General features: G+C 40.1%; 17 protein-coding genes and 4 tRNA genes. 12 read left to right on the top strand and 9 right to left on the bottom strand.

Going from position 1 to position 22331, the window contains the following annotated elements:
- Positions 1-13 precede the first annotated feature (13 nt).
- The 4 genes from RFX69_RS10140 (at position 14) to RFX69_RS10125 (ending at position 6874) form a co-directional block, all read left to right on the top strand.
- Positions 14-1423 carry a TolC family protein gene (locus tag RFX69_RS10140; RefSeq protein WP_000021709.1) on the top strand — a complete coding sequence of 470 codons (1410 nt, stop codon included), beginning with the start codon at positions 14-16 and terminating at the stop codon, positions 1421-1423.
- On the top strand, positions 1423-2631 hold the full coding sequence (locus RFX69_RS10135; RefSeq protein WP_000111949.1) for an efflux RND transporter periplasmic adaptor subunit: 1209 nt from the start codon (positions 1423-1425) through the stop codon (positions 2629-2631). Before RFX69_RS10140 ends, RFX69_RS10135 begins: the two co-directional genes overlap by 1 nt.
- Positions 2621-5779 (top strand): efflux RND transporter permease subunit, encoded by a 3159-nt coding sequence (locus tag RFX69_RS10130; protein ID WP_271056000.1) that lies wholly within the window; start codon positions 2621-2623, stop codon positions 5777-5779. The genes RFX69_RS10135 and RFX69_RS10130 overlap by 11 nt, the downstream gene beginning before the upstream one ends.
- A 138-nt stretch (positions 5780-5917) precedes the next feature.
- Positions 5918-6874 (top strand): cation diffusion facilitator family transporter, encoded by a 957-nt coding sequence (locus RFX69_RS10125; RefSeq protein WP_000508762.1) that lies wholly within the window; start codon positions 5918-5920, stop codon positions 6872-6874.
- Between the two features lie 18 nt (positions 6875-6892).
- Here RFX69_RS10125 and RFX69_RS10120 read toward each other — a convergent pair whose 3' ends face one another.
- Positions 6893-7231: a hypothetical protein gene (locus tag RFX69_RS10120; protein WP_001200011.1), complete on the bottom strand. Its 339-nt coding sequence runs from the start codon at positions 7229-7231 to the stop codon at positions 6893-6895.
- A 273-nt stretch (positions 7232-7504) separates the two neighbouring features.
- On the opposite strand from RFX69_RS10120, the gene RFX69_RS10115 reads away from it, so the two are divergent.
- On the top strand, positions 7505-8452 hold the full coding sequence (locus tag RFX69_RS10115; RefSeq protein ID WP_000529525.1) for a hypothetical protein: 948 nt from the start codon (positions 7505-7507) through the stop codon (positions 8450-8452).
- 92 nt (positions 8453-8544) lie between these two features.
- Here the strand turns inward: RFX69_RS10115 and RFX69_RS10110 are convergent.
- From RFX69_RS10110 to RFX69_RS10075, 8 genes are all read right to left on the bottom strand, one after another.
- Positions 8545-8620: transfer RNA gene (locus tag RFX69_RS10110), tRNA-Glu, on the bottom strand.
- Positions 8621-8648: 28 nt separating this feature from the next.
- Positions 8649-8724 (bottom strand) — tRNA-Glu (locus RFX69_RS10105).
- Positions 8725-8858: 134 nt separating this feature from the next.
- Positions 8859-9743, bottom strand: coding sequence for a hypothetical protein (locus RFX69_RS10100; protein ID WP_001986587.1), 885 nt, complete (start codon positions 9741-9743; stop codon positions 8859-8861).
- A gap of 118 nt (positions 9744-9861) precedes the next feature.
- Positions 9862-11280 carry an amino acid permease gene (locus RFX69_RS10095; protein WP_001183124.1) on the bottom strand — a complete coding sequence of 473 codons (1419 nt, stop codon included), beginning with the start codon at positions 11278-11280 and terminating at the stop codon, positions 9862-9864.
- A 131-nt stretch (positions 11281-11411) separates the two neighbouring features.
- A tRNA-Glu gene (locus RFX69_RS10090) sits at positions 11412-11487 on the bottom strand.
- A 25-nt stretch (positions 11488-11512) separates the two neighbouring features.
- Positions 11513-11588: transfer RNA gene (locus tag RFX69_RS10085), tRNA-Ala, on the bottom strand.
- 57 nt (positions 11589-11645) lie between these two features.
- Positions 11646-13154 (bottom strand): glutamate--tRNA ligase, encoded by a 1509-nt coding sequence (gene gltX, locus RFX69_RS10080; RefSeq protein ID WP_000868422.1) that lies wholly within the window; start codon positions 13152-13154, stop codon positions 11646-11648.
- 116 nt (positions 13155-13270) lie between these two features.
- Entirely contained in the window at positions 13271-13570 is a 300-nt protein-coding gene (locus RFX69_RS10075; RefSeq protein WP_000690903.1) for a hypothetical protein, read from the bottom strand.
- Positions 13571-13965: 395 nt separating this feature from the next.
- Between RFX69_RS10075 and RFX69_RS10070 the strand changes: the two genes are divergently transcribed.
- From RFX69_RS10070 to mraY, 7 genes are all read left to right on the top strand, one after another.
- Complete coding sequence (locus RFX69_RS10070) at positions 13966-14967, top strand: sulfate ABC transporter substrate-binding protein (protein WP_289332465.1); 1002 nt, start codon at positions 13966-13968, stop codon at positions 14965-14967.
- A 222-nt stretch (positions 14968-15189) separates the two neighbouring features.
- Positions 15190-16113, top strand: coding sequence for a 16S rRNA (cytosine(1402)-N(4))-methyltransferase RsmH (rsmH, locus tag RFX69_RS10065; protein WP_000018347.1), 924 nt, complete (start codon positions 15190-15192; stop codon positions 16111-16113).
- Positions 16113-16445, top strand: a complete 333-nt coding sequence (gene ftsL / locus RFX69_RS10060; RefSeq protein ID WP_289332464.1) for a cell division protein FtsL — start codon at positions 16113-16115, stop codon at positions 16443-16445. Before rsmH ends, ftsL begins: the two co-directional genes overlap by 1 nt.
- 11 nt (positions 16446-16456) lie before the next feature.
- Positions 16457-18289 carry a penicillin-binding protein PBP3 gene (gene ftsI / locus RFX69_RS10055; RefSeq protein WP_000227936.1) on the top strand — a complete coding sequence of 611 codons (1833 nt, stop codon included), beginning with the start codon at positions 16457-16459 and terminating at the stop codon, positions 18287-18289.
- Between the two features lie 3 nt (positions 18290-18292).
- Positions 18293-19792, top strand: coding sequence for a UDP-N-acetylmuramoyl-L-alanyl-D-glutamate--2,6-diaminopimelate ligase (locus RFX69_RS10050; protein WP_049081702.1), 1500 nt, complete (start codon positions 18293-18295; stop codon positions 19790-19792).
- 8 nt (positions 19793-19800) lie between these two features.
- The gene (gene murF / locus RFX69_RS10045) at positions 19801-21201 is read left to right on the top strand and encodes a UDP-N-acetylmuramoyl-tripeptide--D-alanyl-D-alanine ligase (RefSeq protein ID WP_033851722.1); all 1401 of its coding nucleotides are present in this window, start codon (positions 19801-19803) and stop codon (positions 21199-21201) included.
- On the top strand, positions 21202-22320 hold the full coding sequence (mraY, locus tag RFX69_RS10040) for a phospho-N-acetylmuramoyl-pentapeptide-transferase (RefSeq protein WP_000928089.1): 1119 nt from the start codon (positions 21202-21204) through the stop codon (positions 22318-22320).
- The last annotated feature ends 11 nt before the right edge of the window (positions 22321-22331 follow it).

Here is a 22331-nt window from a genome sequence, read left to right as displayed (position 1 = left end):
ATAGGGTTATTTTATGTCTATTTTTTTATACAAAAAAAGTTTCGTTAGTCTGAGTACGTCTTGGGTACTTAAATCATTAGTTGTTGCTGTTGCACTTTCAACTGGTGTCGTAACAAACGCAGCCAGTTCAAATCAGAACCTTGCTGAGAATACACAACTACAGCGTGTACAGAATGTTTTAACTTTTGAACAGGTGCTCGATCAGGTTAAGCAGTTTCAGACTCAAACAGGAATTTGGCAAACTCAACAAGATATCGCCGAGAGCAATATCAAACAGAGCCAGCTATGGGAAAATCCGACGGTTTCTGTACAGCAAACGGGTTTTAAATCTGGAAAAGATCAGGAATTAGAACTTGGGATCTCGCAAAAACTAGATATTTTTGGTGTACGTTCCGCAGCAAAAAAACTAGCAAGTGTTCAGCAAAATCAAGTTGAGTTAAATCAGGTTTTATATGAGGCTCAACTGAAGCTGGCGGTAAAATATTTATGGTCACAAGTATCTATTTTAGAGCTTGAACATGAAGTTGCTAAAGCCCAGTTAAGAACGAGTAAGAACCTTTTAGATGCTACCCGCTTACGCTTTCAGGCAGGCAGTATTGCTCAGGTTGATTTAGATCGAACTCTCATGACGCATGTTGAAAATCAGCGTTTATATCAGGAAGTTGAATTATCACTGAGTAGTGCTAAAAGAAAATTGGCTAACTTATGGGGTGAGACAGAAGATAACTTCACGTTACGTCCAGATATAAAAAGTACGTGGCCTTTAAAAAATGAAAGTGATATCGACCAATATTTGAAACAGAATTTGTTAGAACAGTCCCTACGGCTTCAAGCAATACAACAAAATTCTGAAATTAATTATTTAAAGGCAAAAAATCGGCCTACGCCTACTGTAAATATGGGCGTGGTTCGTAGTAAAACCGCAGAAACGAGCAGTACCGAAAATCAGATCCGAGTAGGTATAGCGGTTCCTTTAAACATTTTTAATCGCCAGCAATATGCCCTAAAAGTTGCTCAAAGCAAACTCGATTTAATTGACCAGCAGCAAAGCTTTTATAAAAAGCAAAGCGAGAATTCTATTCGTACTCTACAGTACGAGTTAGCGGGTTTAAAGCAGCAATATAATTTAATGAATGAGCAGCAAATCCCTTTATCAGAGACGGTACAAGAGAAAATGCTGCTTGGCTTTAAAGTCGGTAAATTTGCAATTACCGATGTTCAGCAATCTACCCTTCAATTACAAGAACAACGCTTGAAAAAAGTTCAACTTCTTAAATCTGCTTGGCAAAAAGCAATTGAGGCAGAAAGTTTAGCTCTCGGGATCGATCCAAATATGGTGATGTCTGGAGATGCATTAAATCAAATTAATCAAAATTTATGGCAAGACACCTATCAGTTGCCGACAGTTGGAGGGGCAGAGTAATGTCAGTTAAAAAAATGAAAAACCAATGGCTTATTGCTATTTTGCTGCTGATTGTCTGCCTTGCTTTAAGTGCTTGGTTATTTTTCTCTGGAAAAAAACAGCCTAATACTGAGAAAAGTGAAGAAGCGCATGCAGAGGGTGAAGCTGGTCATGAAGAATCTGAAAAAGAGGAAGGCAGTTTAAACTTAACTTCTAAGCAACTGGTTGAATATGGAGTGAAGTTAGAGCAAGTAGGACGTGGAGAAGTTGAGCAGAATCTCTCGTATCCTGCCAAACTTGTTGTAAATACAGACCAGCAAGCACATGTCTCTTCAACTTTTTCTGCGCGTGTAGATAGTGTAAATGTTGCGTTGGGACAACAAGTTGAAAAGGGTCAGGCGCTTGCGACTTTATTTGTACCTGATTTAGTCGATCAACAAGCTAACTTAAGCATGGCACAAGAAGCACTGACATTAGCCCAGCAAGATTATCAACGTGAAAAACAATTGTGGGAACAAGGGGTTTCAGCACGTCAAGATTACCAGCGCGCTTACAATGCTTATCGGCAGGCGCAGATTCAAGTGCAGGCTGCAAATAGCCGTTTATCTGCATTGGGAGCAAATCGCTCAAGTAAAGGTCGATATGTTTTAACTGCACCTTTAAGTGGTGTAATCAGTAGTAAAGATATTGTCATTGGTGAGCAAATTGGTCCTGAAAAACAGTTATTTGTTATTGATCGCCTAGATCAGTTATGGATTGAATTTGTGCTACCAAGTGCAAATACTAATATTCAGCCTAATCAGGAAATTGAATTTAAATCACTGCAAACGAATAATATTTTTAAAGCACAGGTACAAAGTTTAACTTCAGAAGCAGATACTCAAACTGGTCGTCTACAGGTTCGTGCCAAGGTACTCACACCTTCAAAAGAATTACGCCCTAACTTAATGGTCAATGTGTTACTGAAACAAAATAATGCAGCGACTGTATTACGAGTTAATAAGACAGCGATACAACAGATTGATGGAAAGAATGTCGTCTTTATTGCAAAACAGGAGAAGGACAAAATTCATTTTGCTCCTGTTGCGGTAGAGTTAGGCAATTATTCTTCAGATGCACAATGGGTAGAGGTTAAATCTGGAATTACTGAAAAGCAGCAATATGTGACTCAAGGTAGTTTCTTGCTCAAGTCCGAACTTGAAAAAGGGGAGGCAGAGCATGGACATTAATAAACCTGATTTGCCAAAGGCTGAAGGTTTGTTTGATCGAATTATTCAGTTTTCAATTAACAACGCCATTTGGGTCATGATGTTTGTTATTGCTTGGATTGGTGTCGGAATTTATAGCTATCAAAAACTTTCAATTGATGCTGTGCCTGATATCACCAATGTACAGGTACAAATCAATAGTCAGGCCAATGGTTTTACAGCACCAGAAGTTGAGCAAAGGATTACTTATCCGATTGAAAATGCCATGTCTGGTATTCCAAATCTGGAACAGACTCGTTCAATTTCCAGATATGGTCTTTCTCAGGTCACGATTATCTTTAAAGATGGTACTGACATTTACTGGGCAAGACAGCTGATTAACCAACGTTTACAAGAAGCTAAGAGTGCTTTACCAGATAGCATTGATCCGCAAATGTCTCCAATTTCGACTGGACTCGGTGAGATTTATCAATGGGTGGTAAAAGCAGAGCCAAATGCTAAAAAAGCAGATGGTTCAGCTTATAGCGCGATGGACCTGCGTGAAATTCAAGACTGGATTATTCGGCCCCAGTTACAACGTGTACAAGGGGTAGCCGAGGTTAATAGCATTGGTGGATATAATAAAACCTATGTGGTCTCTCCAGATCTGACACGGTTACAGCAGTTGCAGATTCCACTTACCGACTTACAGGATGCGCTTCAAAATAATAATGAAAACCGTGGTGCCGGATTTATTGAAGAGAACGGCCAGCAACTCACCGTTCGTGTTCCCGGCATGCTGATGTCAATACAAGATATCCAGAATGTTACGGTCGCCACTAAAAACGGTTTACCTATACGGGTTGCCGATGTAGCGTCAGTATCGATTGGTCATGATTTGCGTACAGGTGGTGCTACCTATAATGGACAGGAAACTGTTTTAGGTATCGCCATGATGATGATGGGTGAAAACAGTAAAACTATTGCTAAGGCGATTGACGATAAAGTTCAGGAAATTCAAAGATCACTCCCTCAGGGCGTGGTGATTGAAACAGTCTATGATCGTAGTAGCCTCGTAGATAAAGCGATTAAAACAGTAGCTAAAAATTTGATTGAAGGGGCGATTTTAGTCATCGTTATCCTTTTTATTTTTTTAGGAAACTTTCGCGCCGCTTTAATCACTGCTTGTATTATCCCATTGGCAATGCTTTTTACCTTAACAGGTATGGCGGAACAAAAAATCAGTGCCAACCTGATGAGTCTGGGCGCTTTGGACTTCGGGATCATTGTTGATGGGGCCGTTGTTATTGTTGAAAACTGTATTCGGCGTTTAGCTGAAGCGCAGCATTTAAAAGGTCGTTTATTAACACGTTCAGAGCGTTTCACAGAGGTTTTTCTCGCAGCTAAACAGGCACGACGCCCATTAATCTTTGGTCAGATCATCATTATGGTCGTGTACCTACCAATTTTTGCTTTAGCAGGCGTTGAAGCAAAGATGTTTCATCCTATGGCAATGACCGTTGTCCTAGCATTATTGGGAGCAATTATTTTATCTGTGACCTTTGTTCCGGCAGCAGTAGCTCTGTTTATTACGGGTGAAGTGAAGGAAAAAGAAAGCCGCTGGATGATGACGCTGAAAAAAGGTTATGCAGGCTTACTCGATAAAGCATATGCCTTTCGATATGTTGTTGTCACAGCAGCGGTCAGCATCTTAATTTTGACAAGTGCTATTGCAACAAGAGTGGGGAGTGAGTTCGCCCCTCAACTCAGTGAGGGTGATTTTGCATTACAACTCATGCGTGCACCGAGCACAGGCATAGAAGAGTCGCTTAAGATTCAAGAGAATGTAGAAAAGCAGTTACTGAAAGCTTTCCCTGAAATTAAAGCCATTTTTGCAAGAACAGGAACAGCCGAGGTTGCTACCGATGTCATGCCTCCAAATATTTCCGATGGTATTGTTCTATTAAAACCACATGATCAATGGCCAAACCCTAAAGAAACGATAGATGAATTGCGTACCAGAACGCTGCAATTCGTGAATCAGATTCCTGGTAATAACAGTGAATTCTCGCAACCGATTGAACTACGTTTTAATGAACTCATTTCAGGCGTTCGTAGTGATATCGGGGTGAAAGTTTTTGGGGATGATATGCAAGTCCTCAATCAGGAAGCGGAAAAAATAGCCCAACAGCTACGTAGTATTCCAGGTGCCAGTGAAGTCAAAGTCGAACAGACTGATGGTTTGCCATTACTTAATGTAGATGTTAATCATGCACTAGCTGCTCAATATGGATTATCAGTCAAGTCTATTCAGGATATTGTCGCTGCGAGTATTGGAGGACAGAGTGTAGGGCAAATTTTACAGGGCGATAGACGTTTCGATTTCGTGATTCGCTTACAGGAAAACATGCGTACGCCTCAGCAGCTAGCACAATTACCGATTCGCTTACCAAACGGCGGTCTGATCCAGTTACAAGACGTTGCCAAGGTTGAGAATATTCTGGGCCTTGCTCAAGTGAGCCGTGAAAATGGCAAACGCCGAGTGATTGTGACGGCAAATGTGCGTGATCGTGACCTTGGGTCTTTTGTACAAGAGATGCAAAGCAAACTGGCGCAGCAAAAGCTACCTAGCGGTTATTGGTTAGGCTATGGAGGGCAATTTGAGAATCTTGCTTCTGCCACTGCAAGAATGCAAATCGTTGTGCCGATGGCGCTCATCATGATCTTTGTATTGCTGATGGCGGTATTTAGTAACTTTAAAGACAGTTTACTTGTATTTAGCGGGGTTCCTTTCGCTTTGTCTGGCGGATTAGTGGCTTTGTGGCTGAGAGATATTCCGCTTTCTATGTCTGCTGGAGTCGGGTTTATCGCTTTATCAGGTGTTGCGGTATTGAATGGTTTGGTCATGCTCACATTCATTAAAGAGCTAAGAGCAACCCTAGATGTTCATGCTGCAACTTGGAAAGGTGCTGTACTGCGACTACGCCCTGTATTAATGACGGCATTTGTTGCTTCACTTGGTTTTATTCCAATGGCTTTGGCAACTGGAACTGGTGCAGAGGTACAACGACCTTTGGCAACGGTAGTAATTGGTGGCATTATTTCATCTACGATATTAACTTTGGTTTTATTACCGGTCATTTATCGATGGATGAATGAAGGCAAGACGAAAAGTGTTGAGCATTCATAATGTCATCGATTTGAGATATCTTTTTTGATTACAAAATTTAAGTCGAAAAAGTGTTTGTAAGAGTTAAAGGTAAAGGTAAAGGTGTCTTCATCGTTACTTTTAACTCACCATAAAGATAAATAAAAAGGAGTCCGCAAAATGGGTGGACATCATGGTCATGATCATAGTCATGCTGTAGTGACTGAGGGTAATGCTAAAAAATTAACGATTGCCTTGGCGCTTACCACGACATTCTTAATTGTTGAGGTGATTGCAGGTTTAATCACACAAAGTTTGGCATTGCTCTCTGACGCTGCACATATGTTTACAGATGCAGCTGCTTTAGCAATTGCTTTGGTTGCCATACAGATTTCTAAACGTCCTGCCGATAATAAACGTACTTTCGGTTATCAGCGCTTTGAAATTCTGGCCGCTTTATTTAATGCACTTATGCTTTTTGTGGTGGCAATTTATATTTTATATGAAGCCTATATCCGCTTTTCGCAGCCACCTGAAATTCAAAGTGTAGGTATGCTCATTGTGGCGACCATTGGTTTGGTAATAAACCTCATCTCAATGAAAATTCTTATGTCGAGTGCCAATAACAGCTTAAATGTGAAAGGTGCTTATCTAGAAGTATTGAGTGATGCACTAGGCTCAGTTGGCGTTATTATTGGTGCAATTATTATTTACTTCACTAATTGGTATTGGATTGACACGCTTATTGCGGTACTGATTGGATTTTGGGTATTGCCAAGAACATGGGTTTTACTTAAACAAAGTATTAATATTTTGCTCGAAGGTGTACCCGAAGAAGTCGATATTGAAAAGCTACGTGCAGATTTACTTTCATTAAATGGTGTGGAGAGTATTCACCAACTCAAAGTATGGGCAATTACGTCTAAAAATATCCATTTAACCGTGCACTTATTTGCGCCTGAAGCTGACCGTAATAAGCTCTATCAAGATGCAGTTGAAATGCTTTCTCATGAGCATGGTATTGGTGAAGTGACATTGCAAATTGAAGATGATGCTGAGATCAACTGTCAGCATATTGCTCAACATGCTTCACACGAGCATAACGATAATGACAAGACGCATTCACATCAGCATTAAGCTGATGTGAATATAGTTTTAAATTTCCCACTCATGATTGCAGTCACGACATTTCCAATGTTTTTGTGACTGCATAAATGCTTGCATAGACAATTTAAAATCAGGCAAATCGCGCCAGAACATAAAACCTGCGCCTACAGTAACCACAAATGCAACTACTGTTGCAATTTGAAGAGAGCTGCCTGCACCATTGCCAAAAATCCACATAAAAATACTAATAACAACCAAGAGTAAAAGTACAAAAATGGCAGGAACTAAAATCACTAAGCTTTTAGGCACAACAGGTTTAGCACTATTAACACCTTGGCTCACCGGCATAATTTTAACACTTTGACATTGAGGGCAACGATATTGCATGACAGCTCCACATTAAATTTGAATCTATTCTAACGGAAATGCAAAGAAAGAAAAAAATTTGTAGCTGATTAAAAAGTTGAGGTGAATATCCAATATAAAATACTTTTTTGAAACAAGGATATATAAAAAAACGATGATTTATGCGTACATATAAAAATTAAAATAATGCTGTAGAGCATGCTAATCTAGATAAAAACCAAGTGTGTCCAACACTGGAAATGAGCTGAAATGCTCATCAATAGGATGTGAAAGAAATATAAAAAGGAGAGGGACTTGGGTCAAGAAGATGACAATAAGTCGAAGCCTACAACGACATCAACAGTTTCAGGGAACCCTGACCCTATAAAACTGTCATTCTCACGCCGTTTGCTGCATAAAACATTACAGCATGCGCAAGACGCCGTCGGGTTTGCTAGTGATACTACACGTAATCTTGCTGAAGTTGCTGATGCAGCCTTAGATGCTTTAGATCAAGTGACATCTCATACAAAGCGTGGAGTGGTGGGCATGACCAACCTGGCAGCAGGGACTGTCAGAGATATGGTGTCTGAAACAAGTGAAACTGCAAGACAGGTTGCCTTAATCATGGCACGTACTTTTCTAGGTAAAAGTACCTTGAATTTGTATTTGCCTGAAATGCTATTAAACAGTCAAATTCGTAAACGCATAGATCGTTCGGAAATTGATGATATTAAAGTTCAATGTGGCAATGATCGGTTTCAGGTTGAAATCGATGGGCACTATCACCGTTTCCTATATCGCCTAAGTTTAGATTTTCGAGTATTGGAATGCCGCATTGGACAAGAAAAGTTCTTACGCTTACGCCAAATGGATGAAAGTCTGGATGTGCAAATACGTCATGGTGGAACATTATCGAATTGGGCTGTTCGCCGTATTGGTCGAGTAGGTTTTGAAGTGATTAATATGTTGCCTATTCCATCGCTGATTAATCATTTGATTCGTGATATTCCGGGTATTCAGCGTGATGGTCATCGCATGTGGTTCATTGACCTTGAGCAAGCAGGTTTTATTGATTTCATTAATAACCGCTCATGGATGGTAGAAAAACTTTTAAATTTAACCGACTTTAGTATTCTACCGGGACTTAATATTTTAAGAGAAAGTCGTGAGCTTGTGCAGCAACTGGTAGATCAGTTCGAAATAAAAGGGCTACGTGTTCAATCAGGCCGTTTGGAAGTTCAAGTTGGAATCGCAAATTAAATAAGTGTGACGGGAAGCTGGTTTATGATCAGATTTTTTATTGTCTAGATAAGAAAAAAGCCACTGTCGTTATGCAGTGGCTTTTTAGAATTTGGCGTCCCTACGGGGATTCGAACCCCGGTTACCGCCGTGAAAGGGCGATGTCCTAGGCCTCTAGACGATAGGGACTTATATGAGGCATACATCTGAAAAATATTGGCGTCCCTACGGGGATTCGAACCCCGGTTACCGCCGTGAAAGGGCGATGTCCTAGGCCTCTAGACGATAGGGACGTTTCAGAGGTGGGCGTATATTAGGTCGATTTAATAAAAGTGTCAAATAGTTTTCTGAAGAAATATTAAAAAAATCAGTTAAGCGCTTAAAAATAACTCAAATTGTAGAAAATATATACGTTTATAGATATTTTTTATTGGAAAGGCTCAATAATTGTTTTTACCACAGCATGATGTTGTAAGTAGCCGACAATTTCATGAGGTTGGTTGGCAAAAGTAAAAATCTCTTGATTAATAATGGGGGGAGTAAAATTAAAAGGTGCTTCACTTAATGGAAAAGCGGTTAAAAAGTCATCTTTAGAATAAAAGTTATACCAGTCGCCCTTTAAACATTTAGGACGTTCAATGGGAGTGGGAAGTTTGCTTTGTATGACGCGGAAAGAAAGAGGGGATGCTAAGGTAATAAAGCGCTGTACTGAAAACTGATAAGAAGGATCTGATAATAAATGATAGGCAATCACGGAACCCAAAGAGTGGGCGACTACAATACAATCTTCATCATCATGCATTTGTTTTAAAATTCTTTGATGAACCTCATACATAAAATCAGGATTAGATAAGTACATATAAGTTTCAATCAAGAATTGCTGAATTAAGCTTTCATGTAATTTTGGAAAATTATTTAAAAGAACCACCATTTCCTTAAGAACCCGATCTTTCACCAACTGTGAAGTTAAATATAAACGCTCTGATAAGCTTTGCGCTGGTTGATCGGGTGAAAGAGGGAGGTGGGGTATAAAAGGAGTATGTTCCTTAGGTGTTGATGGCTGATGATGTAAATGGATGGGTAAATGAAAATTAAAAGTTTTTGGAAGTAAAGTATTAAGATCAAGTTGATTGGATAATTGATACTTCGTCATTAAATCGCCATAAAATGGCATATGTATATGTAGATCTCTTAAATTAACTCTACAGTGCAATTGTTTTAAGCCCAGTTTAAATACTTTTAGCCAGTGCTCTTTTAAACGATGTGCTGTGTAATTCTGCTGATTCATCCCATGGATAAATATAATTTTCATTGTATACAAGGAATTGTTTTTTAATATAAATTTAAATCTACAACGGTAGATTATATAAAGCCAGTCTCTAAGCAAAAAAAAGTGTAGCTTTTTGCTACACTTTTTAAATTACAAACACTTAAGCTTTATTTCGATAGAAAATAAAGTAGCTGAGATAGCACAAGGCAGTAAAAATTAAGCAACCTATAAAGCCAGCACGCATTTCAGGATCTGCTGCCATACTTAAACATGTAATAAAGCAGAAAAGAAAACCTAAAATTGGAACGATAGGGAATAACGGTGCTGCATATTTTAAATCGCTAATTGTATGCCCGGAACGGTACCATTGACGACGGAAATTGAACTGGCTTAAACAAATACTCATCCAGACAATAACCATGGTAAAAGCTGCAACACCTAACAAGTTTTTAAAGATGGTTTCAGGAGCAAATTGTTCTGATAATAAGCCTGGAATTGCGCCGAACATCGTTACAACTAAAGCAACAATAGGTGTTCCGCTTTTTGAAAGTGTTGCAAATACACCCGGAAGGAGTTTTTGCTCCGATAAAGACCACATCATACGTGAAGCTGCATATAATCCCGAGTTTGCGGCTGAGAGTAGTGCAGTAATAATAACAAAACGGATGATGTCATCTGCATATGGAATACCGATGTAATTAAATACGGTAACGAAAGGACTATTACTTACGTTGTCACCACCTAAACCAGCAAGTTGGAAAGGAAGTAATGCACTAATTACAATAATGGTGCCTACAAAGAAGATAAGAAGACGCCAGATTGCAGCATTAATCGCTTTAGGGACATTCTGAGCCGGATCTTTAGTTTCGCCAGCAGCTACACCAATTAACTCTGTTCCAGAGAAAGCAAAGTTAACAATGAGCATAGTGGTGAAAATAGGAAGAAAACCGTGTGGGAACCAACCTTGGGCAGTTAAATTACTAAACAATGGAGCAGTTTGAGCGCCGTGGAAAGGAATTAAACCAAAAATTGCTAATAATCCAAGCACAATAAAAGCAATGACGGTAATGACCTTAACCAGCGCTAGCCAGAACTCTGACTCGGCAAATACTCGGGTTGAGCTGATATTTAACCCGAAAATAGTTACTGCAAAAATAAGTGTCCAGATCCACATTGAAATTTGTGGAAACCATTCCTGCATAAGTAGAGCAGCGGCGGTAAACTCGGTTCCTAGCGTTGCTGTCCATGTTAGCCAGTACATCCATGAAATCATGTAGCCTGTACTTGGACTAATGTACTTTCGAGCGTATGCACCGAAAGAACCCGAAACGGGCATATGTACAGCCAGCTCGCCTAAACAGAGCATGACCATGTAAGCAATTGCACCCCCAAGAATATAGGCAATAATTGCGCCAATAGGTCCAGTTTGTGAAATGACTTCCCCTGAACCCAAAAATAAACCAGTACCGATTGCTCCACCTAGCGATAACATGACAAGGTGGCGGGTACTCATGGCTCTTTTTAAAGGTGCAGTACTGTTCTGATGCTGAGCATCTAGTTGTTTGTCAGATGGCTGCATATTACACATTGAGAGAATTTGAGAAAGACGCTATTTTAGATAAAATAGACAAATGTGCAATCAAGAAGCAGTCAAAGAATAGACAGGAAGGTGACGATAGAGTCTTTAAAAGGAATTTTTAAAATAGAAAATGGCGTCCCTACGGGGATTCGAACCCCGGTTACCGCCGTGAAAGGGCGATGTCCTAGGCCTCTAGACGATAGGGACTTGATGAGGCAAACACAAAGGAGCTTGGTGGAGCCAAGCGGGATCGAACCGCTGACCTCTACAATGCCATTGTAGCGCTCTACCAACTGAGCTATGACCCCAGTTTGTGTGAGCGCAATATTAGGGTGAATGCGCTCACACGTCAATAAAAAAATGAATTAAGCTTCGCTAGTTGCTTCATTTTTCGGCAATTTTAAACTTTCATTAAGCTTTTCCCAGTTTTTTACCTCTTTTTTACTCGGTGCACCTACAATTTCTAGCGCATGTCGTAAGCGAGCAAAGGTTAAGTCAGGGCCAAGCGTAACCATTGACTGCATAACTGGTGTTGAACTTGTTGAGCCAGCAATTGCAATAAAGAACGTTGGCATGAAGTCACGTAATTTAATGCCCATCTGATTTGCCAAATCCATTAAAGTTTGACTAACTGTGTCGTTATTCCAAGTAAACTGACTTTCAAGACGCCAAATTGCGAATTGTAAACTTTGACGAACTTGCTCTTGAGTCAATTTTTTACTTTCAAACATTTCAGCCGTAATTTGTGGCATATGGTTAAAGTAGAAACCAGCCCAATTTACAGCTTCAGAAAGTAAATTAATACGTGGTTGAATAGCGGCAGCAATGTCTTCTAAAGTGCTGCGATCACTTTTCCATGTCAATAAACGGTCTAATAGTTGTCCTGGGGTTAACCCTTTAATCCATTGACCATTTAACCAATTGAGTTTTTCAACGTCAAAAATTGGCCCACCTAGTGATACGCGTTGAATATCAAAGTTATCCATCATGTCTTGTAATGTGAAAACTTCTCTTTCATCCGGCATTGACCAACCCATACGGCCTAAATAGTTGAGTAAGGCTTCTGGTAAAACGCCGATATCACGGTAGTAGTTAATTGAGGTCGGGTTTTTACGTTTAGATAACTTCGATTTATCCGGATTACGAAGCAATGGCATATGGCAAAGCGTTGGCATTTCCCAACCAAAGTATTGGTAAAGCAATTGATGCTTCGGTGCAGATGGAAGCCATTCTTCTCCACGCAATACATGAGTGATTTCCATTAAATGGTCATCAACAACGTTAGCTAAATGGTAGGTTGGTAAACCATCTGTTTTAAGAAGCACTTGCATATCGACTTGTGCCCAAGGAATTTCAACTTCCCCACGGAGTAAGTCGTTAAATTTACACACGCCTTCTTCAGGCACTTTCATACGGATAACATGAGGTTCACCCGCTTCAAGACGTCGAGCTACTTCTTCTTGAGACAGCTTTAAACCACGACCATCGTATTTTGGTGTTTCGCCACGAGCTTGCTGCTCGGCACGCATTTGGTCAAGTTCTTCTGCTGTAGCAAAACAATAAAAAGCATGACCTTTTTCAACAAGTTCTAACGCGTATTGCTTATAAATTCCCATGCGCTCTGATTGGCGGTAAGGAGCGTGAGGACCACCTACATCCGGACCTTCAGACCAATTTAAGCCTAACCAGCGTAGAGAGTCTAAAATCATTTTTTCAGATTCTGGCGTAGAGCGAAGCTGGTCTGTATCTTCAATTCTTAAAATAAATTCCCCGCCATGCTGTTTCGCAAAACACATATTAAATAGGGCGATATAGGCAGTACCAACATGTGGGAAACCGGTAGGAGAAGGTGCAATACGAGTACGAACTTTCATAGTTAATGGGTCAAAATAAAAATTGGAACTATTATAACGAAAAAGCCCAGTATTCTGACGTTTTATTTAACGACAGTCTGGGCTGAAATTGAAACGATGAGGGGTCGTTTCAAATATTAAGAAGTGTGTGGCTGGAAGATTGCCTGAACAAAACGTGAAAAACGTTCATGCTGTGCTGCAAGAAAGTTTTGAGTTGGTGTAACACGGATAGTATTAAGTACTTTTAACTCATCATCTGTTGATGGAAGTACAATAGTGTTACGTTTTTGCTGATCTAAAGCTTTTTCAATAAGTGAAGACTGTTTATCTGAAAGACTTTTACTTGGTGTATCTTTCAGTACGGCTGCTGTAGATAGTTGCGATGCAAAACTAAGCACCAAACCCAAGCCTAAAGCTTTTCCATAATGAATTTTCATTTTCTGTTCATCCCCTCAGTACATTTCGTCTATTTTTTGAGTTTAACCAAATGTAAAATTACGGTAACGCTACGATTCAAACATAAATTTTAATAAAAAAGTAGAACTATGTCACACTTTTTACAAAAAATACCTTTATTTTACGCTGGTACCTTTAAATGTAGCCTATGTGTATCCATTACGTCTCATTATTTAACAAATTAATGTGTAGATAAAGTGAAGACTATAAATAAACTATAAGAATAATTACAAAACTTTTCAAAAAGGAGAAGGAAAAATTAGAGTTAACTATATCTTTTAAAGTGATTAGTAAAACATTTATTTATATAACTATTTGATTGAAAACTAAAAAATAAAAATATAGTAGACGTTAAAAGTAAAAGTGGTTTTTATAAATGAAAAGAATAGCAAGAATTGCAGTCGCTACGTATATGGGGTTGGTAGTAAGTGCTGTGCAGGCGGCGACTACATTTTTAAATGTTTCTTATGACCCAACTCGAGAGTTTTATCAGGAATATAATCAGGCATTTGGAAAGTTCTGGAAACAACGTACCGGACAGGACGTGGATTTTAAACAATCCCATGGAGGCTCAGGTAAACAGGCTCGCGCTGTAGCAACTGGTCTTGAGGCAGATGTGGTGACCTTAGCCTTAGCCAATGATATTGATGAAATTGTAAAAGCAGGCTTTATCCAGCCAAACTGGCAAAAAGAATTCCCTAATAATTCTGCACCGTATACCTCTACAGTTGTGTTTTTAGTAAGAAAAGGCAATCCAAAAAATATTCGTGATTGGAATGATTTAACCAAACCTGGTGTCGAAATTATTACGCCTAATCCAAAAACGGGTGGGGCACCGCGTTGGATTTATCTTTCTGCATGGGGATATGCTTTAAAGCAGTCGGGTGGAAATGATGCTAAAGCCAAAGAGCTGGTTAAAAAACTTTATCACAACGTTAAGGTGTTAGATTCGGGAGCACGAGGCTCGCTTACTACATTTGCTGAGCGTGGAATTGGAGATGTTCTACTTTCTTGGGAGAATGAAGCACTATTGGCAACGAAAGGTCTCGATAAAGATAAATATGAAATTGTTTACCCATCAATTTCAATTTTGGCAGAACCATCTGTTGCTATTGTTGACAAAACAGTCGACAAAGACGGTAACCGTACTTTGGCAAAAGGTTATCTCAACTTTTTATACTCACCTTTAGGTCAAGAGTTGGCTGCTAAACACTATTTCCGTCCTCGCAATCCTCAAGTTGCTGCTAGATATGCAGCACAATTCCCAAAAATTAAATTATTTACGATCAATGATGTTTTTGGCGGTTGGGCAAAAGCCCAGAAAACCCATTTTGCCAATGGAGCCATCTTTGATCAGATTTATGATGGAAAGCAGTAGATAAAATATTGGTAGAGTAGAAGTTTAAAAATTAGTTTACTTTTTTATAGTGAAGCAAGTGAGCCTGAAAAGGTGAGCTTGCTTTTTTGTTTTGCTTAAAAAATGAAAAGAAAACGGTTTTCTCTATGAAAAATTAATATTTTCCTACAAAAAGCCGTTTGGTGTTAGCCATAAACAAGGTGATAATGTGCAGTTACATTTTTACGCTATGATTTAACTCCTATGTCGCATATTTCTGTCTTACTTTTTGAGACCGTTGAAAGCTTATTGGCAGATCGCACAACTGGGGTGTATATCGATGCAACCTTTGGACGAGGTGGGCATACGCGCTTATTATTGTCGAAACTCGATGAAAACGCCCGAGTATATGCTTTTGATAAAGACCCTCAAGCTCTGGAAGTTGCGGCTGCTTTAGCACAAGAAGATCCAAGATTTACGATTATTCATGCAAGTTTTGCTGATATTAAGGAAAAAATGCAGGAAATTGGGGTGCAAAGTGTCGATGGAATTATGGCAGACTTAGGTGTGTCCTCTCCTCAACTCGACCAGGCTGAACGCGGCTTTAGCTTTATGCAAGATGGCCCGTTAGATATGCGTATGGATAACTCTAAGGGGTTGACTGCTGCCGAATGGTTACTTGAGGTAGAAGAGGAAGAGTTGGCAAATATCATTTATCAATATGGTGAAGAACGATATAGTCGCCGTATTGCTAGAGCAATTAAACAGGCCGGAAAATTGGATACTACGGCGCAATTGGCTGAAATAGTAAAAACAGCCCATCCAAAATGGGAAAAGCATAAACATCCGGCGACACGTACGTTTCAGGCAATCCGTATTGCTATTAACAAAGAACTAGATGATATTGAAGTATTTTTACCGCAAGCTGTAGACTTGCTTAAGCCAAAAGGGCGTTTGTCTGTGATCAGCTTCCATTCGCTTGAAGATCGGTTGATCAAACAGTTTATTCAAAAAGAATCAACTCTAGCAGAAGATTCTGGTTGGGGGATGCCTCAACAGCAGGTTGATACGAGAAGATTAAAGAAAATTTCACGGGTTCGTGCGAGTGAAGAAGAAGTAAAAGCGAATCCACGTTCACGTAGTGCATGGCTTCGGGTTGCTGAACGCTTGGAACAAAAAGGCGCGTAATGAAAAGTAGTGATGAAATCGAAACCACAGAAAATAAAGTGGTCAAAAAAGCTGTGGTATATGCAGTCATGGTGGCATTGGTTTTTATCAGTGCCATGATGGTGGTATTTCAAGTATTTGAATACCGTCATGATTATAGAGAGTTAAGCTCTTATATGCGTGAACGTGATGACCTCAATGCTGAATGGGGGCGTTTATTGATTGAGCAACAAACATTTGGTGCGACTGCTCAAATTGGTACACGTGCTGTGACACAATTACGAATGTTTTCGCCACCTGCTGCAGAAACGGTGGTAATTTCTTTACCGATGACCTCAGAGCAAAATAAGTAAGGCCTTGCTGTATGGTAGATAAGCGAACAAAGCAAACACGAAAAAAACAGCAGTCTATTTCGGAAAAACCAAGTCTTGCCTTTGATATGTGGCGGTTTTATCTGCTCTGGGCGGTAGTGCTACTGTGTTTTGTGGTATTAATTGCACGTGCATTTTATGTTCAAGTCATTAATAAAGACTTTTTGCAAAATAAGGCCAATGCCAATATTTTGCGTACTGAACGTATAGAGGCTATGCGTGGAGTGATTAGTGATCGCCACGGTGTACCTTTAGCGATTAGTAGTCCAATCATGAAAATTGTGATTGATCCGCGTGATTATTTTGAGACCAAGCATTTATATGATCAAATTACGGCTGAACTAAAACAAGATCCAAACAACCGTAAATTAAAACGCCAATTGCCAGATAAAAATTTAAATCTTGATGAACTTGCCGACGTGGTGGGTGTTGATCGTGCTGATCTTAAAAAACAGATGAATGCGCGTCCGCGTTCTCGCTATCTGGTTTTGAAAAAAGAAGTACCTCCTCAGCAAGCTGACCTCATTATGAAAGGTAATTTCCAAGGGGTGTATGCAGAAAAAACTTATAAACGTTATTACCCGCAACCTCAGCCAAATGCCCAAATTATTGGTTTGACCAATAGTGAAGGTCAAGGTATCGAAGGCTTGGAAATGCAGTTGAATAAGCAACTGTCAGGTGTAGACGGTGAGCAAAAAATTATTCGCGATAAGCGTGGTAACCGTTTAAAAGTTTCTGAGGTAATTCGTGAGGGCGAACCTGGTGAAAATATCACTTTAAGTATCGACTCACGTTTGCAGTACATTATGTACCGTGAATTAACGGCTGCAGGTGTGGCTAACAATGCGCGTTCAGCAACGGCGATTGCAGTTGATGTTAAAACGGGTGAAATTCTGGCAATGACCAGTTGGCCATCTTATAACCCGAATGATAAGAATGGCTTATCAAATAAAGATGCTATGCGTAACCGTGGTGCGATCGATATGTTCGAGCCCGGTTCAACCATGAAACCTTTTACTATTTCTGCAGCTTTAGAAACTGGTCAATATACGCCAAATACGATTGTAAATACCTCTCCTGGCTCAATGCGTTTAGGCTGGCATACTATTCGTGATACCCATAACTATGGGGCTTTGACCGTAAGTGGTGTCATTATTAAGTCTTCAAACGTGGGTTCTGCAAAAATTGCATTATCACTTCCGAAAGAAACTTTGCCGAGCTTCTTTAATCGTGTTGGTTTTGGTAAGCGTTCTGCAGTAAGGTTCCCTGGGGAAAGTTCAGGTCTGGTTTTACCTGTTAATAAATTAAACTCTTCTCAAATCGGGACCATGGCATATGGTTATGGCTTAAACGCGACAATCCTTCAATTGGCTCAAGGTTATGCCATGCTTGCAAATCATGGTGTCAAAATGCCATTAAGCTTGCATAAACTAGATCAGCCACCTAAAGGTGAGCAAGTTTTAAATCCGAAAATTGCCGATCAAGTTTTGTTAATGCTTGAGCAAGTGACTATGCCGGGTGGTACTGCAAAACAAGCCAATATTCCTGGTTATAGGGTAGGTGGTAAAACAGGTACTGCACATAAATTGCGTGCAGATGGTAAAGGATATTCAAATAATGAGTATCGTGCTTTATTTGCGGGTGTTGCACCAATTAGTGATCCACGTTTAGCCGTTATTGTAGTGGTGGAAAACCCACAAGGTCGCTATTACGGTGGTTTGGTTGCCGCTCCAGTTTTTGCTCGTATTATGCAAGAGTCGTTGCGCTTAATGAATGTGCCGCTTGATAAGCCACTTAATACTCCAGAAAATCCTATTCGCAGGTAAGCTATGACTGTTTCTTTTCAAGAAATTCATCCAATCGAAATTGATGCTCAATGGCCTCAACAGCCATTTCACGGCTTTAGTTTAGATAGTCGTAAAGTTGAAACGGGCCAAATTTTTATTGCTTTGACAAGTTATAGCCAGCCTGAAAAAACGCGTACATTTGCTGAAGCGGCTTTAGCAAATGGAGCGTTGGCTGTCATTAGCGAAACCGAATTAGGTGTAGCAAATGAATGGGTATGCCCTGATGTGCGTCAGCGCATGGGAGAGTGGCTAAAACGTTATTTGCAACAGGCTGATGGAGTAAAACCTCTACGGATTATTGCTGTAACAGGCACAAATGGTAAAACAACAATTTCTCGTTTAATTGCTGAGTTAATTAGTTCACAACAGCAGCGCTGTGCAGTGATGGGGACAACAGGGAATGGTATTTTACCTAACTTAACGCCTTCTACGCATACTACTCTCGACGCTCTACAGTTACAAAATGCACTACATGATTATGCTAAACAGGGAGCAACTTTTGCTTCTTTAGAAGCAAGTTCACATGGTCTTGAACAGGGTCGATTAAATGGTTGCGATATTGAAATTGCTGTTTATAGCAACTTAAGTCGTGATCATCTGGATTATCACGGCACTTTAGAAGCTTATGCAGAAGCGAAGGCGCGTTTATTTCAGTTTAATTCGTTAAAAGTCGCTGTTATTAATTTAGATGATGCACATGCTGACTTGATGATTAAGTCTGCCCAAAATAATCCAGCACAACCTAAAATCTTGACTTACTCACTAACTCAAAATACAGCTGATTATTACATTACCGATTTAAGCTATAGCTTGGCGGGCGCAACTTTTAATTTAGTAAGTCAGCAAGGTTCATTTGCGGTAGAAAGCCCATTATTAGGTCATTTCAATGTTGAAAATTTAATTGCCGCACTCATCGCTGCTGAGCAAGCTAGTTTCGATTTACAGGCATTGGTTAATTTTGTTCCTAAACTAATTGGTGCGCCAGGCCGAATGCAAGTTATTCGTGATGATGAGCGATTATTTGTAGTGGATTATGCGCATACACCAGATGCATTGATTCAAGTGCTTAAAACATTAAAGCGTCATGTTTCGAATCAGCTTTGGGCGGTGTTTGGATGTGGTGGTGACCGTGACCGTGGTAAGCGTCCACTCATGACTCAAGCAGCTTTGGATGGCGCAAATCCTGTTATTCTGACTTCAGATAATCCAAGAACAGAAGACCCTGAACAAATTTTTGCTGACATGAAGCAAGGAATCGATTTTTCAGGGCATCGTATGCATGAAATTCATGACCGCCGTGAAGCAATTAAATTTGTTGCAGAGCAAGCTCAAGCTGGTGACATTGTAGTGATTGCCGGCAAAGGACATGAAAATTATCAAGAAATTAATGGTGTGCGTCACTGGTTTGATGATGTGGTTGAAGTGCGTTCCGCGATTGATGCCCAACATCATACGGTAGATGCTGCTTACCCTGCACAATAGGAAAAATTATGCATACTTCAACCACCAGTACCGTGCCTTTGGAACCGTGGACAGCTCAACAATTACAACAGGCAACACAGGGTTACTGGCATAAAGACCAGATCCCTCAAAGTGAAATTAAACGTATTTTGACTGACTCGCGTCATGCAGAAAGTGGGGATGCCTTTTTAGCACTAAAAGGTGAACGTTTCGACGCGCATAATTTTGTCGCGCAAGTGGCTGCAAATGGCTGCCAAGTCGCTATTGTCGAGCGACCTATAGATGCAGAAATTGCTCAGCTTGTAGTTGCCGATACCCGTTTGGCTTTAGGGCAGCTTGGTGCGTATCGTCGTGAACAAAATGCTCAATTGAAAGTAATTGCTTTAACGGGCAGTAGTGGTAAAACCACCACCAAAGAAATGCTAGGAAGTATTTTGTCTCGTTTAGCACCTACATTGATTACCCGAGGCAATTTAAATAATGACCTTGGTGTGCCGATGATGTTGCTTGAGCTTCGAAAGGAGCATCAATATGCGGTGATGGAACTTGGTGCAAATCATCAAGGTGAAATTGATTACACATCAAAAATTGTTCAACCGCATGTTGCTGGCATTTTAAATATTGGAACTGCTCATTTGGGTGAGTTCGGCGGGCGTGATGGCATTTGCCGCGCTAAATCAGAAATCTATCGTCATATTTTACCTCAGGGCGTTGCTATTGTTCCGCAACAAGATGACTTTACCGCTGAGATTCGTGAAGCAGCCAAAAGCCATCAAATCATGAGCTTTGGTGAGGGTGGGGATGTCTTTGCTACAGAGATTGAATTGTTGCCACAATCTGCCAATTTCCAGTTACATACGCCTCAAGATTCAAGTTTTGTAAGACTGCCGTTTGCGGGTGAACACAATGTGCAAAACGCAACTGCAGCAGTAGCATTTGCTTTGGCGTTAGGTGTTAGCTTGGAAGATATCGTAAAAGGTCTAGAGCAAGCACAAGGTGCAAAAGGTCGTTTGAATTTTATTCAAAAAGCGCCTCATTTATTTATTGATGATACTTATAACGCCAATCCAACATCTATGCGTGCTGCGGCACAAGTATTACTTCAGCAAAATGGCATTAAAGTCATGGTGATGGGGGATATTGGGGAGTTAGGTGATAGCAGTTGGCAAGAACATCACGATTTAGGTCGCGATCTTGCTGAGCTTCCTTTAGACCATATTGTTGCAGTTGGGCAGTTTGCCTCAGCAGCTCTCGAAGGCGCAGGTCTTCATTCTACTAAATTGAAAGCATTTCAGACTCAAGCTGAGGCGCTTCCATTTTTAATCAATCTAATCCAAACACATCAACCCCAGTCCATGAGTTTCCTGTTTAAAGGTTCTCGCTTTACTCATATGGAAACGTTGATGGCTGATTTGATGGAGAAACTTTAAATGCTGTTATGGTTGTTTGAACAACTTGCGGGCTATCACAGTTCGTTTCAGGTTGTTCGTTATTTAACATTACGTTCTTTACTCAGTGTATTAACGTCACTGACCATTGGTTTGGTTCTCGGACCAATCATGATTCGTAAATTACAAGCGTTAAAATACGGTCAGGCAGTAAGTTCGTTTGCTCCTGAAAATCATGCTAAGAAGATGGGTACACCGACCATGGGTGGGATTTTAATTCTGCTCTCAATTGGTATTAGTACTTTATTGTGGGCTGATTTATCTAACCCTTATGTTTGGATTGTACTTGGTGTAATGGTTGTGTTCGGTGCGGTTGGCTGGGCAGATGACTGGATTAAAATTCGCTATAAAGATAATGCAGGTCTACCTGCCCGTAAGAAGTTTTTCTGGACTTCTGTCGCATCGCTGGGTGCTGGTATTGCATTATATTTAATTGCTACCCAACAATCTAATGCAGAATACACAGCAAATATGCTGGATTTATTGATTCCTTTCTTTAAGAATCTTTCAATTCCGCTTTCTATTGTTCCTTTAGGTTTAGCATTTATTGTATTTACCTATTTAGTAATTAATGGTGCCTCTAATGCGGTTAACCTAACTGATGGTTTAGATGGTTTAGCCATTATGCCAGTGGTTATGGTAGCGACGGGCTTAGGCGTATTTGCTTATTTATCTGGTGATATTCGTTTTGCCAACTATTTGCATATTCCTTATGTGAAATATACCTCTGAACTTGTGGTGATCTGTTCTGCCATGATTGGTGCAGGTTTGGCATTTCTTTGGTATAACGCACATCCGGCGCAAGTCTTTATGGGTGATGTGGGCGCTTTAGCTCTAGGTGCAATGCTTGGAACCATTGCCGTTATGGTTCGCCAAGAAATTGTATTCGCAATTATGGGCGGTGTTTTCGTTATGGAAGCGGTATCGGTATTCCTGCAAATCGGCTCATTACGAATGCGGAATAAACGCGTATTTTTGATGGCACCTTTGCACCATCACTATGAAAAACAAGGCTGGAAAGAAACCCAAGTAGTCATCCGTTTCTGGATTATTACGATTATGCTGGTTGTTTTAGGCCTAATGACCTTAAAATTGCGCTAGAACTTATTTTG

It is taken from the genome of Acinetobacter sp. 148, assembly GCF_031196675.1.
In the GTDB taxonomy this organism is placed as follows: Bacteria; Pseudomonadota; Gammaproteobacteria; order Pseudomonadales; family Moraxellaceae; genus Acinetobacter; species Acinetobacter baumannii.
Note: the sequence above shows the minus strand (reverse complement) of the source record. Positions and strands in the feature narration are given on the sequence as shown.

Bases quoted from the DNA above. Each gene is read 5' to 3' on its own strand.
- RFX69_RS10140 (WP_000021709.1), top strand. From the start codon at position 14: ATGTCTATTTTTTTATACAAAAAAAGTTTCGTTAGTCTGAGTACGTCT.
- RFX69_RS10135 (WP_000111949.1), top strand. From the start codon at position 1,423: ATGTCAGTTAAAAAAATGAAAAACCAATGGCTTATTGCTATTTTGCTG.
- RFX69_RS10130 (WP_271056000.1), top strand. From the start codon at position 2,621: ATGGACATTAATAAACCTGATTTGCCAAAGGCTGAAGGTTTGTTTGAT.
- RFX69_RS10125 (WP_000508762.1), top strand. From the start codon at position 5,918: ATGGGTGGACATCATGGTCATGATCATAGTCATGCTGTAGTGACTGAG.
- RFX69_RS10120 (WP_001200011.1), bottom strand. From the start codon at position 7,231: ATGCAATATCGTTGCCCTCAATGTCAAAGTGTTAAAATTATGCCGGTG.
- RFX69_RS10100 (WP_001986587.1), bottom strand. From the start codon at position 9,743: ATGAAAATTATATTTATCCATGGGATGAATCAGCAGAATTACACAGCA.
- RFX69_RS10095 (WP_001183124.1), bottom strand. From the start codon at position 11,280: ATGCAGCCATCTGACAAACAACTAGATGCTCAGCATCAGAACAGTACT.
- gltX (WP_000868422.1), bottom strand. From the start codon at position 13,154: ATGAAAGTTCGTACTCGTATTGCACCTTCTCCTACCGGTTTCCCACAT.
- RFX69_RS10075 (WP_000690903.1), bottom strand. From the start codon at position 13,570: ATGAAAATTCATTATGGAAAAGCTTTAGGCTTGGGTTTGGTGCTTAGT.
- RFX69_RS10070 (WP_289332465.1), top strand. From the start codon at position 13,966: ATGAAAAGAATAGCAAGAATTGCAGTCGCTACGTATATGGGGTTGGTA.
- rsmH (WP_000018347.1), top strand. From the start codon at position 15,190: ATGTCGCATATTTCTGTCTTACTTTTTGAGACCGTTGAAAGCTTATTG.
- ftsL (WP_289332464.1), top strand. From the start codon at position 16,113: ATGAAAAGTAGTGATGAAATCGAAACCACAGAAAATAAAGTGGTCAAA.
- ftsI (WP_000227936.1), top strand. From the start codon at position 16,457: ATGGTAGATAAGCGAACAAAGCAAACACGAAAAAAACAGCAGTCTATT.
- RFX69_RS10050 (WP_049081702.1), top strand. From the start codon at position 18,293: ATGACTGTTTCTTTTCAAGAAATTCATCCAATCGAAATTGATGCTCAA.
- murF (WP_033851722.1), top strand. From the start codon at position 19,801: ATGCATACTTCAACCACCAGTACCGTGCCTTTGGAACCGTGGACAGCT.
- mraY (WP_000928089.1), top strand. From the start codon at position 21,202: ATGCTGTTATGGTTGTTTGAACAACTTGCGGGCTATCACAGTTCGTTT.